Origin of the sequence: Rhodohalobacter sp., assembly GCF_041686455.1 — a bacterium.
GTDB lineage: Bacteria > Bacteroidota > Rhodothermia > Balneolales > Balneolaceae > Rhodohalobacter.
Genome location: NZ_JAWLDW010000092.1, coordinates 1 through 10,815 on the forward strand (window position 1 = coordinate 1; position 10,815 = coordinate 10,815).

General features: G+C 41.7%; 14 protein-coding genes. 5 read left to right on the forward strand and 9 right to left on the reverse strand.

Annotated elements, in window-relative coordinates; genetic code table 11:
- From ACESM0_RS10275 to ACESM0_RS10285, 3 genes are all read right to left on the reverse strand, one after another.
- Positions 1-1,067: PP2C family protein-serine/threonine phosphatase (locus ACESM0_RS10275; RefSeq protein WP_372906128.1), on the reverse strand; the 1,067-nt coding region annotated here is incomplete at its 3' end.
- 65 nt (positions 1,068-1,132) lie between these two features.
- On the reverse strand, positions 1,133-1,561 hold the full coding sequence (locus ACESM0_RS10280; protein WP_372906129.1) for a PaaI family thioesterase: 429 nt from the start codon (positions 1,559-1,561) through the stop codon (positions 1,133-1,135).
- Positions 1,548-2,729 (reverse strand): 3-hydroxyacyl-CoA dehydrogenase NAD-binding domain-containing protein, encoded by a 1,182-nt coding sequence (locus ACESM0_RS10285; protein WP_372906130.1) that lies wholly within the window; start codon positions 2,727-2,729, stop codon positions 1,548-1,550. Before ACESM0_RS10285 ends, ACESM0_RS10280 begins: the two co-directional genes overlap by 14 nt.
- Positions 2,730-2,858: 129 nt before the next feature.
- On the opposite strand from ACESM0_RS10285, the gene ACESM0_RS10290 reads away from it, so the two are divergent.
- Positions 2,859-3,095: a FitA-like ribbon-helix-helix domain-containing protein gene (locus tag ACESM0_RS10290; RefSeq protein ID WP_101072452.1), complete on the forward strand. Its 237-nt coding sequence runs from the start codon at positions 2,859-2,861 to the stop codon at positions 3,093-3,095.
- Positions 3,092-3,508 carry a type II toxin-antitoxin system VapC family toxin gene (locus ACESM0_RS10295; protein WP_372906131.1) on the forward strand — a complete coding sequence of 139 codons (417 nt, stop codon included), beginning with the start codon at positions 3,092-3,094 and terminating at the stop codon, positions 3,506-3,508. The genes ACESM0_RS10290 and ACESM0_RS10295 overlap by 4 nt, the downstream gene beginning before the upstream one ends.
- A gap of 30 nt (positions 3,509-3,538) precedes the next feature.
- On the opposite strand, the gene ACESM0_RS10300 is transcribed toward ACESM0_RS10295, so the two are convergent.
- The 5 genes from ACESM0_RS10300 to paaA form a co-directional block, all read right to left on the reverse strand.
- The gene (locus ACESM0_RS10300; RefSeq protein ID WP_372906132.1) at positions 3,539-4,321 is read right to left on the reverse strand and encodes an enoyl-CoA hydratase; all 783 of its coding nucleotides are present in this window, start codon (positions 4,319-4,321) and stop codon (positions 3,539-3,541) included.
- A 46-nt stretch (positions 4,322-4,367) separates the two neighbouring features.
- Positions 4,368-4,877: a 1,2-phenylacetyl-CoA epoxidase subunit PaaD gene (paaD, locus tag ACESM0_RS10305; RefSeq protein WP_372906133.1), complete on the reverse strand. Its 510-nt coding sequence runs from the start codon at positions 4,875-4,877 to the stop codon at positions 4,368-4,370.
- Positions 4,878-4,942: 65 nt separating this feature from the next.
- Positions 4,943-5,731 (reverse strand): 1,2-phenylacetyl-CoA epoxidase subunit PaaC, encoded by a 789-nt coding sequence (gene paaC / locus ACESM0_RS10310; RefSeq protein ID WP_372906134.1) that lies wholly within the window; start codon positions 5,729-5,731, stop codon positions 4,943-4,945.
- A gap of 72 nt (positions 5,732-5,803) precedes the next feature.
- Positions 5,804-6,109, reverse strand: a complete 306-nt coding sequence (gene paaB / locus ACESM0_RS10315; protein ID WP_372906135.1) for a 1,2-phenylacetyl-CoA epoxidase subunit PaaB — start codon at positions 6,107-6,109, stop codon at positions 5,804-5,806.
- Positions 6,110-6,207: 98 nt separating this feature from the next.
- Complete coding sequence (gene paaA, locus ACESM0_RS10320) at positions 6,208-7,152, reverse strand: 1,2-phenylacetyl-CoA epoxidase subunit PaaA (protein ID WP_372906136.1); 945 nt, start codon at positions 7,150-7,152, stop codon at positions 6,208-6,210.
- A gap of 214 nt (positions 7,153-7,366) precedes the next feature.
- On the opposite strand from paaA, the gene ACESM0_RS10325 reads away from it, so the two are divergent.
- Entirely contained in the window at positions 7,367-8,101 is a 735-nt protein-coding gene (locus ACESM0_RS10325) for a hypothetical protein (protein ID WP_372906137.1), read from the forward strand.
- A gap of 12 nt (positions 8,102-8,113) precedes the next feature.
- Here the strand turns inward: ACESM0_RS10325 and ACESM0_RS10330 are convergent, their stop codons facing one another.
- The gene (locus tag ACESM0_RS10330) at positions 8,114-8,566 is read right to left on the reverse strand and encodes a hotdog fold thioesterase (protein ID WP_372906138.1); all 453 of its coding nucleotides are present in this window, start codon (positions 8,564-8,566) and stop codon (positions 8,114-8,116) included.
- Between the two features lie 185 nt (positions 8,567-8,751).
- Between ACESM0_RS10330 and ACESM0_RS10335 the strand changes: the two genes are divergently transcribed.
- Positions 8,752-10,539, forward strand: a complete 1,788-nt coding sequence (locus tag ACESM0_RS10335; RefSeq protein WP_372906139.1) for an AMP-dependent synthetase/ligase — start codon at positions 8,752-8,754, stop codon at positions 10,537-10,539.
- Between the two features lie 112 nt (positions 10,540-10,651).
- A partial coding sequence (locus ACESM0_RS10340; protein WP_372906140.1) for a 3-hydroxyacyl-CoA dehydrogenase NAD-binding domain-containing protein occupies positions 10,652-10,815 on the forward strand: 164 nt, incomplete at its 3' end.

Consider the following 10,815-nt stretch of genomic DNA (forward strand, 5'->3'; position numbering starts at 1 on the left):
GACGATTGAATTTTTTGAGTAATTGATTTGGCGTGCAGCGATCCATAAATAGACATGAGTCCATCCAGCCGCTCTTCTCCATACTCTTCTCCCAGATTATTACGAGCTTCAACGAGTCCATCAGTATAAAGAAGCAGACTGTCGCCCGCTTCAAACTGGAATTTTTTCTCTTCCAATGTCTTGTTAAGAAGTTTCGTAGATGTCATTCCCAAGGCAAAACCTTCGGTTTTCAACTTGAAAGTACTATCCAGTTTTTTGTTAAAAATGATGGGTGTGTTATGTCCGGCTCTTGAAAAGATGAAATGATCTTCACCTTTAGGGAAAAAAGCAGCACAAGCTGTTACGAAAGTCTTATCCATTTTATTGGACTTGACATAGTCATTGAGTTCTAAGAAAAGGTCTTTGGGACCGGGGTTTTGTTTCTTGATTATTAGGTGAACAAGTGCCTGAATCCGGACCATATAGAGTGCAGCGCTTAACCCTTTTCCAGAGACGTCTGCAATAAACACATAAGTTCCCTTGTCTGATTTAATGATGTCCACATAGTCTCCACCTACTTCACTGGCTGTGGCGGCAAATGAGTGCGCTTCAAGCTGATCCCATTTCATAGCTGAAGGGGGGAGAAGGCTGAGTTGAATGTCTCTCGCAAAATCCAGCTCTTTCTGTACATCCGATTTTTCGAGCAGTTCAATCAGAAGAATGAAGAGAATTCCGAGAAAGGCAATCGGTAGCAGCAGAGGCTGAATCGGGAAGATGTAAAATCCAAGAAAGTTCAGTAAAAAGTGAAGGCCAAAACTTACTACGGAAACTCCAAATACAAGTCTTCGAACAGGGTTGAGACGTTTTGTGAGTGCAGAAAGAAGACTCAGAAATTTCTGTGTTACCGGAATTTTTTGAGGCGGTATATTCGGATTAGTTTCTCTAAGAGCATCAAAATAGAGTGATTTCAGACGCTCTGAATCAGATTGAAACTCCTTGCCAAGCTGACGTGAGTTCATTCCACTCACGTATTCCTTGTAGAAGGTTTTAGTATCGTATTTTGATCTCGTTTCGTTCTTTAATCCCATCAAATAATTAAATTAAATCCATTTAGATACGTTACGAAATATCGCTGAAAAAGTTATCAGAATATCTAAACAGGGAATTCATCAGATGTACGGTAGACAGTTGCCTTCATCAGCGCTACTAGGTTTTTATCCTGATCATGTATTTTTACTTCAAACAGTCCGGTTTTATGAGTTAGGTTTAAGCAGCGTGATTCTGCGGTGATCTGGTCACCTGAAACAGTTTTTTGAGTGAATGAGATAGAGTTTTCAATCGCAAGAGCGACCCTGCCGTAGGTGGCTGCAGAGAAAGCCAACGCACTGTCGGCCAATGAGAACACAATGCCACCGTGTGTTACGGAGAATCCGTTTAACATCTCATTTTTGATGGGGCAGGTGATTTTGCAATATCCTTCACCCACGCTCTGAACTTTAACACCCATCCAGCGGCTGAACTCATCGTTTTCCATCATATGGGCCACAATTTTTTCCGCCCGCTTCTGATCAAATGTCTCCATAGAAAGTCTCTTCAGTCTTGTATTTTCGTTTCAGAAGCGGATTGGGTCGATACCTGTCCTCACGATATTCCACCTGAAGTGTGTTCATCCAGTGATATACCGTATCAATACCGATCTCATCGGCCCATTTCAATAATCCTTTCGGATAATTCACACCGTTGGTCATAGCCAGATCCACATCCTCAACGGATGCCACATTCATAAATACAGCATCAGCTGCTTCGTTGATCAGCATGGCCAGAATTCGATTCAGGATATTTTCCCCAAGCTCCTTGTCTTTGTTCGGTTCTACTTTTTCTGCACCTTCAAGATAGTCGTAAAAGCCGATTCCCGATTTTCGGCCCAGCCGACCTGCTTCCACCAACCGTTTCTGAGCAAACGACGGTTTGAATCTTGGATCGTAGTAAAACTCTTTAAAAACAGATTCAGTTACTTTGTAATTGACGTCGTGGCCGATCAGATCCATCAACTCAAAAGGTCCCATTTTAAATCCGCCAAGCTCTTTCATGGCCCAGTCGATGGTGGCGTGGTCGGCAACTCCTTCTTCATAAATTCGCAACGCTTCACCATAAAAAGGACGGGCTACACGGTTTACGATAAAGCCGGGTGTATCCTTGGCCTGAACCGTTGTTTTGCCCCACGCGTCGATTAATGAACGAGCTTTTTTTACAGTACCTGATGAGGTGGATATACCGGGAATAATTTCAACCAGTTTCATCAATGGTGCCGGATTGAAAAAGTGAATGCCCAAAAAACGCTCCGGATGTTCCAATGCAGATGAAATAGAGGCGATGGAAAGGGAAGAGGTGTTGGTAGCGATAATTGCTTTTTGATCCACTAATGCTTCAATCTTCTGAAACGTGCTTTGCTTTACATCAAGATTTTCGACAATGGCCTCAATTACGAAGTGCGAGCCTTCAACTGAATTGAGATGATTAGTAAATGTAATTCTGTTTAGGATTCCATCCACTTCATCTTGTGTCATTCGTTCCTTTTCAACCTGCCGCTGAAGAATTTTTACCAATCCCTTTTCTGAATCTTTAGTCTGATCTTCGCTGATATCAAAAAGTTGAACTCTGTGACCGAAGGTCGATGCAATTTGCGCAATTCCGGTTCCCATCGTTCCGGCTCCAATTACAGCTACTGTAGAATGTTTGTCTAAACTCATGAAATGATTTTATCTGTTTACAATACTCTGAATTTTGATTCAAAAATAAGCAATCAGCCATCAAAACCAAGCGTTGTAGATTTAGCTATTTTATGATATCATTATGATATCAAACTAAATGGAGAAACCATGCCCGACGTACTGATTAGAAATATTGATGAGAAAACGCTCGAAAGCTTAAAGAAGAGAGCTGCAGAAAATAAAAGGTCACTTCAGGCAGAGTTGAAGATGATTTTGGAAGCATATGGAAAGGCTGATATTAAAGAAACCCGAAGCAGAGTAAGGGAGGTTTTGGAAGAATATCGCGCGGAGGGGAGGCAGTTTTCTGACAGCGTGGATGAAATTCGTGAACTACGAAACCGATGAAAATCGTTGTGCTGGACGCCTCAATTGCAGCAAAATGGATTTTTCTTGAGCCCGGATCTGAACAAGCTGAGAAGGTATTGGCCAAACAGGATCTCTTTGCAGTTCCGGATCTGTTCTATCTGGAAATGGATGCTGTAATTGGGAAGAAATTCAGAAAGAAAGAATTAAGCAACGATGAGGTACATCAAAAGAGAGAATTAGTCAGAGACATTTCTGTAGAAGTGGTATATCATCACATTTTATTAGACCTGGCTTTCGATATTTCAATCTCACTACCAGTTACGATTTATGATGCAATATATATTGCCTTAGCGGTTGAAAAACAGTCTGAAATGTGGACTGCAGATGATCGCCTGGTCAGGGGCTTGAAGACAACAATATTCTCAGATTATGTGAAATATCCACTGAAATAAATTGATGCAAAAATCGAATAGTTCAGGATTTTACTTTCCTTTATACTCAGGCTTTCTCTTCTCTAAAAAAGCCTCGACACCCTCTTTATAGTCATCTGTATTTCCGGCTATGGTTTGGAGATTGGCCTCCAGTTCCAATTGCTGATCCAGGTTGTTGCTGAAAGTCTCATTCATGGCACGCTTGTAGATACCAAATCCCTTGGTTGGCATTTTGGAAAGCTTTTGAGCGACTGTGTTGATTTCATCCTCAAGTTTATCATCATCAACAGCCTTGTAAATCAATCCTAAATCAACGGCCTGTTCCGGTGATATTTTCTCATCCAGCAGATACATGACGTTGGTTCGGGCTAAACCAACCAGCCGAGGTAAAAACCATGTCCCGCCGCTGTCGGGGATCAGCCCAATTTTACTGAACGCCTGTACAAACTGTGCACTTTTTGAAGCAACGACGATATCACACGCAAACGCGATATTGGCGCCTGCTCCGGCTGCCATTCCCTGAACTGCACAAACTACCGGTTTTTCCAGCTTTCGTATAGCCCGGATAATTGGGTTATATGTGGTTCGAACCGTATCGGCCAGTTCATAATTGGAATCTTTGGCTCTCTCAACTACTTCTAGCAGATCTTGTCCGGCACAGAACGCCTTGCCGTTCGCCTTTAAGATCACACATCGGATGGTGTCATCTTCAGCTTTTTGTAACGCTTCTTGAAGCTCCAGCGCCATCGGTTCGGTGAAGCTGTTATACTTCTTTGGACGGTTCAGGGTGAGGGTTAAAATATTTTGGTCAAGGGATGATAAAATAAAAGACATGTAGAACGGTGAATTTTAAAAAGTAACAGGTTGAATCTTTTTTAAATCAGATACATTTAAAGTGTTCAAATGGCTGATGGCACTCATTGCAATAGTATTGGGATTTACATGCGGTAGAACCAAACTCACTCTGCAGTTTTGTATCCATCGAATCACAGTAGGGGCAAGGTACTATTTTTTGTGAACCCTTTAATGATGTGAGGAAGTCGGAGTCATCACCGGTTTTTTCAGGCGGAGCAATACCGTACTCTTTCAGCTTCTTTTTTGCGTGATCGGTCATCCAATCGGTGGTCCAGCTCTCCTTGAAATCTGTAACTACTTTAAACGACTCTAACCCTTTTTCGGTTAATTTTTCATGAATGGTCATCTCTATGGCGTTCATCGCAGGGCAGCCGGAGTAAGTGGGGGTAATTTTCACAACGACCTGATCTCCTTCAAACTCAACATCCCGAACAATTCCCATTTCGACAACATTTAAAACAGGAATTTCTGGATCGATCACCTCCTCGAGGTACGACCAGATATTCTGTTTCGATATGGTTTGATCTGTTTTCATAGTGTTGAGTCGTGAGTCCTGAGTCTTGAGAATCTCACGACTCAAGACTCAAATCTCATGTCTAATTACTTCCACTCCGCATCCGGATAAGATCTTCGCAGAAACTGCATTTCGGCTAATAGTCTTCCAAGATGCTCGCTATGGCGTCCCTGTCGCGATCCTGAGAACATATACTGTTCCATATCCGGTACATTCAAAGTGGCTTCCTCTAATGTATTAACGACCAGCTTCTCCCATTCTTCTCTAAAATCTGACGTATCGACAAAAAGATTGTTTTGAATGGCAACCTGATCAGCTTCATCCAGGTCAAACATTTCACCTGAGTACATCCAGATTTCATCAAAGGCTTCCTGAATTTTTTGATGACTCTCTTCCGTACCGTCGCCCAGCCTCAGAACCCATTCACGGCTGTGGCGCAGATGGTACTTAATTTCCTTGAAGTGTTTTTGCAGCATTCCATTGAACTGTTCATCCTCAACGGTTTCAATCAGTTTTTGATAGAGAAAGTAACTGAAAGCGCTAAACAGGAAAATTCGGGCAATGGTAAATGCAAAGTCTCCCCGGGGGAGTTCACACAAAGAAATATTTTTAAAGTCGATATCGTCACGGAAATAGGCGTAATGATCTTCATCTTCTTTGCCTTCCAACTCAGCGGTGTAGGTGTAGAGTGCCGAAGCGTGGCCAATCATATCGAGGGCAATATTTGCCAGAGCGAGATCCTCTTCCAGTTCAGGTCCGTGACCGGCCCATTCAGAAATCCGGTGACCTAAAATTAAACGGTCATCAGCCAGCCGAAGCAGAGTTTCAACCAAAGCTTCCTGTTGTGTTTTCGGTATTGTGTCGAATGTACTCATATGGATAGTCTTGAATCGTGAGTCCTGAGTCATGAGGTCTCAACTCTCATATTTCAAGACTCAAATCTAATTTTATTTTCTTTTTTTAACCGCTCTGGGTACGCTGTAAAATTGTGGGTGACGGTAGGGCTTATCATTTGCGGGATCAAAGAATGGTCCTACATCTTCGGGCGTGGAAGCTACAATTTGATCAGACGGAACAACCCAAAAGGCGATTCCCTCATTTCGACGGGCATAGGTATCCCGAGCGTTTTGAAGCGCCATTTCTGCATCGGGGGCGTGTACACTGCCCGCATGTTCAAACGGTTTCCCATTTTTTGGCTGATAAAATACTTCCCACAATGGCCATTCTGTGTTCTCTGAAGAGTTTTCTGTCATGTTTTGAATAGTCTTTTATAAATTTTTCAGCTGAAAGAGACAGGAGTTCAAGATTTACATTACCAACATGTGAAAATTCTAGCTCCTGAATTTTGTAATTACGATGCTTTTTCGTCCTGTAGTCGTTTCTTCCGGGCATACTCTTTGGCAGCCTCCCGAACCCATTCGCCTTCTTCATAGGCTTTTCGTCGGGCCTTCATACGCTCCCGGTTCATAGGGCCATCACCTTTTACAACACTCCAGAATTCATCCCATGGAATGTCGCCAAACTCCCAGTGGCCGGTCTCTTCATTGTATGTGAGATCCGGATCGGGCAGTTCAATATTGATCGCTTCAGCTTCCATTACCATGCGGTCTACAAAGTGTTGGCGAAGTTCATCATTTGTTTTTGTTTTTACACCCCATTTGATGAGTTCGGCACTGTTTGGGGAATCCGTATCGTGCGGGCCGAACATCATGAGTGTTGCCCACCACCAGCGATTTACGGCATCCTGAGCCATTTTTTTCTGTTCTGGTGTCCCGTCAGCCATTTTAGCCAGCATTTCATAACCCTGCTTTTTATGGAAACTTTCCTCTTTACAAATTCTCACATTAGCGCGGGAGTAGGGTCCATAAGACGATTTTGCCAGCATCGTTTGATTGACAATCGCCGCACCGTCTACCAACCAGCCAATTACACAAATATCAGCGTAGGTTAAAGTAGGATAGTTGAAAATACTGGAGTATTTGGCGTTTCCGTAAAGATAATCCTCAACTAGGTCCTGTCGCTTAATTCCCAACGTTTCTGTACCGCTGTAAAGATAGAGACCGTGACCGGCTTCGTCCTGAACTTTAGCCAGCAATACCATCTTACGTTTAAGAGAGGGAGCCCGGGTGATCCAGTTTCCTTCAGGCAGCATGCCGACAATTTCGGAGTGGGCGTGCTGACTCATGATTCGAACCAATTGCTTCCGGTAACGTTCAGGCATCCAATCTTTTGGTTCGATTTTTTCGCCGTTATCAATTCGTTGCTGAAATTCCTCAAGTTTTTCGGGACTATCCATAAAAGCGCTTTTTTAGTGATAAAACAGATTGTTTGCTACAATTTTCATAACGTCAATATAGTAAATTCAGTTCAAAGTTAAGGAAGGGAATCATAAAAAAACGTTGTCATGAAGCATATAAATTTTTTTATTCTAACGTTATACTCTTGACAAATCTCGTTCAATTGAATAGTGTTTGAAAGCCACTCCAAAAAATCATCTCAGGAGGTTATGTATGGAAAAGGATTACGACCTTACTATAGATCTGTTCACCAGTATACAAGATGACCTTGAAAAGAGACAGTACATTATCTTGGGCGAACTCAAAAAATATTCAGAACAATTTCAGTTCTATAAAATATATCCCCATTTGAGCCGTCTGATTGAGCTTCGGCGAGTTTTAAAGGAAATTATTGCACGGATATACGATCTGCGAACTAAATTTCCGAAGAAAATTAGCAAGATTGACTGGGTAAATCGGACGATCGAGCATGAAGTGATTTTTACCAGTGGTACGGATATTTCATCTGTGGAGGATCTGATTGAGTGGGCACTGCCTCGTATAGAAAATGTGATAGAAGAGGGAGTGGCTATATATGAATTTGTAGAGAGTGAGTTAACCGTTGAGCAGGTGGGAATTCTCCCAAGCTATAAGGATGAAGGATATCTTTTTGTGCCTGATAACCAAAAAAAGTCACTCAATCTCTTTCGGTTTGAAGTCTCCATCTTTCAAAGCACAGACGATCAATACAGGGCAATTAAAACTCAGTTTTTAAAATATTTGAATCAGGATCGCATAAAGCTTTCACCCGGCTCCATTAAATTGGATCTGATTCGGGAAGAGAGTGAGTTACCCAACCCCGCAACCTATGCTTTTAATACCGAACTTGATTTTCCATTTGAAACCACCATTTTCCCCATTGCCAAACGCAGGCTGATGCATATTTTAAATCACGAAATAAATAGCTGATATCTGTCAGCTCTATTTTCTGGATTGAATAATTGCAAGTGTACATCTCGATATACATACAAGCTTACCGGATTCAGTTTCAATTCTGGTTTCCCAAACCTGTGTCTGTGCTCCCCTGTGAATCGGTTTGGCTATCCCGATCACTTTTTGGCCTTTTCGAACAGCCTTGATGTGATTGGCATTAATCTCAAGTCCAACGGCTGTTTTTGAGTCATCAGTAAGGTTCAGCCATGCTCCCACGGATGCCAGAGTTTCAGCCAGTGCAACAGATGCTCCTCCATGCAGAATACCAAATGGCTGAACGGTATTTTCATTGACCGGCATCTCTGCAATCATCTCGGTTCTATGAAGCTTAATAAACTGTAAACCAATTGCGTCGCCCATATTTTTGGATTCACCATTAAGCATAATATGAGCTTTATCCCGGATGTCTTCTTCAATTTCGATATCTGATCTGTTTGTCATAGCTATTGCAGAAAATTTTATTTCATTTGGGGTCAGAGAATATTTTGTCCTATTTAAATACGGTTAATGATCTGAATTTTCTAAATAAATTATGGATCGGATTTTTAAAAGTCGTTCGAAAGTGTAAATTAATAGGGTAACAGTGTTAACCTCCTTTATTTGTCAATAAAACACGGTTTTGACTTATGAAATACTCCCCAACAACATTAGCCGACCTACTCTACAAGGGATTGGAAAATTATTCAGATGAGCGTTTTTCAGTCACAAAACGGGACGGGAAATGGACTGAAACATCAAAAACAGACTTTGTCCAAAAAGCGCATCATTTTGCGATGGGATTGTATGAGTTGGGAGTTCGGCCCGGGGATAAAGTCTCAATTCACGCAGAAAATTGTACAGAGTGGTTAATTTGTGATCTGGCAATTTTGAGTATAGGTGCTGCCAATGTTCCGATCTATTCTACTCAGCCTGGCGATCAGATCAAGTACATTTTAGAAAATTCTGAGGCGAAAGTTCACATTGTTTCAGATGATGAGATGTTCTCAGAGACAAAATCTTTGATCAAAGCCATCCAATCTGTTAAAGCTATTATTTCATTCATTCCCTCTAAGCACAAGAAGTTAAAGCAGTTTGATGCTGTGATTAAGTCGGGTAAATCCTATGGCAAGGAGAATCCGAATCTGCTTGATGAACTAAAAAATTCAGTTAACCCTGATGATACGGCTACCATAATTTACACTTCAGGAACCACAGGTGTTCCCAAGGGCGTAATGCTTACACACAACAATATTGCTTCCAATGTACAGTACTCATTAGATCGCTTGCCTTTTGATGTTAAGCGCTTTAAGGGAGAACGAGTTCTTTCATACCTGCCGCTTTCTCATGTGTTTGAACGGATGATCGAATACATGTACATCTCTATGGGTTGTGAAATTTTCTTCATTGAAACGATTGATGAGATCAAAGATGATTTTTTGCATGTGAAGCCATTCTTCTTTGCAACTGTGCCACGACTGCTTGAGAAAGTACAAACCGGCGTAAAGGTGAGAGGTCAGGAGTTTAGTGGCTTGAAAAAGAATCTCTACTACTGGGCGATTTATAGAACGGAAGAGTACGATCCGGAAAATCCTCCGAAAGGATTAGATGCTATCAAACATAAGATTGCTGATAAACTAATTTACAGTAAAATCAGGGAAATGTTTGGAGGCAATTTGTCCGGTGTTGTAAGTGGTGGAGCTGCACTCTCTCCGGAAGTTTTCCGATTTATGAATGCAATAGGAGTTATTTGCGTGCAGGGTTATGGCTTAACGGAAACTTCACCGGTGATTAGTGTGCAAAAACCCGGAAATATGAGAGTCGGTACTTCAGGTAAACCGCTGGAAGACGTGGAAGTGAAAATCGCTAATGACAAAGAGATTTTAGTAAAGGGGCCGAATGTAATGAAGGGATACTATAAACTAACTGATCAAACCCAGGAGGTTTTTGATGATGATGGCTGGTTTAAAACCGGTGATGTTGGAAAAGTTGATGATGACGGGTATCTATACATTACAGACAGGAAAAAGTCGATGTTTAAGCTGTCGACGGGTAAGTATGTTGCTCCTCAAAATGTTGAGAATAAACTACAAAACAGTGGATTTATAGACCAGATTGTGGTAATAGGTTATCAAAGGAAATTCTGTTCAGCATTGATTGTTCCGGCGTATGATAACGTAGTAAAACGGCTGAAAAGATCCGGTTACACACCGGAAAAGCCATATTCAAAAGATGATAAGGTTAGGGGATTGATTCAGAAAGAGGTAGACAAAACGAACAAGGATTTGTCTCCATGGGAAACGGTGAAAAAATTTGTACTGCTTGAAGAAGCCCTCAGCATTGATAGCGGTGAACTCACGCCCACCATGAAAGTGAAACGCCCCGTAATTCACGAAAACTATAAAGAGGAAATTGATTCGATGTACAAGGATGAGTAGTTGTGAGTATTGAGTCCTGAGTCTTGAGGAAGATTCGGGGCTTAGTTATTAGCTCATGCTACTTTCTAATTGTAATTCAAATTTAAAACCCTCACGACTCAAGACTAAACTGATGACTCAAGACTCAAATCTCAAGACTAAAAACATCCAAAACGTTCTTGTTCTCGGCTCCGGTGTGATGGGCAGTCAGATTGCCGCACACTGTGTGAACGCCGGTCTGAATGTGAAACTGCTGGATCTGAAATCAGATGATCCGGAAAGACCGAATAAAACGGC

Bases quoted from the DNA above. Each gene is read 5' to 3' on its own strand.
- ACESM0_RS10280 (WP_372906129.1), bottom strand. From the start codon at position 1,561: ATGGAGACATTTGATCAGAAGCGGGCGGAAAAAATTGTGGCCCATATG.
- ACESM0_RS10285 (WP_372906130.1), bottom strand. From the start codon at position 2,729: ATGAGTTTAGACAAACATTCTACAGTAGCTGTAATTGGAGCCGGAACG.
- ACESM0_RS10290 (WP_101072452.1), top strand. From the start codon at position 2,859: ATGCCCGACGTACTGATTAGAAATATTGATGAGAAAACGCTCGAAAGC.
- ACESM0_RS10295 (WP_372906131.1), top strand. From the start codon at position 3,092: ATGAAAATCGTTGTGCTGGACGCCTCAATTGCAGCAAAATGGATTTTT.
- ACESM0_RS10300 (WP_372906132.1), bottom strand. From the start codon at position 4,321: ATGTCTTTTATTTTATCATCCCTTGACCAAAATATTTTAACCCTCACC.
- paaD (WP_372906133.1), bottom strand. From the start codon at position 4,877: ATGAAAACAGATCAAACCATATCGAAACAGAATATCTGGTCGTACCTC.
- paaC (WP_372906134.1), bottom strand. From the start codon at position 5,731: ATGAGTACATTCGACACAATACCGAAAACACAACAGGAAGCTTTGGTT.
- paaB (WP_372906135.1), bottom strand. From the start codon at position 6,109: ATGACAGAAAACTCTTCAGAGAACACAGAATGGCCATTGTGGGAAGTA.
- paaA (WP_372906136.1), bottom strand. From the start codon at position 7,152: ATGGATAGTCCCGAAAAACTTGAGGAATTTCAGCAACGAATTGATAAC.
- ACESM0_RS10325 (WP_372906137.1), top strand. From the start codon at position 7,367: ATGGAAAAGGATTACGACCTTACTATAGATCTGTTCACCAGTATACAA.
- ACESM0_RS10330 (WP_372906138.1), bottom strand. From the start codon at position 8,566: ATGACAAACAGATCAGATATCGAAATTGAAGAAGACATCCGGGATAAA.
- ACESM0_RS10335 (WP_372906139.1), top strand. From the start codon at position 8,752: ATGAAATACTCCCCAACAACATTAGCCGACCTACTCTACAAGGGATTG.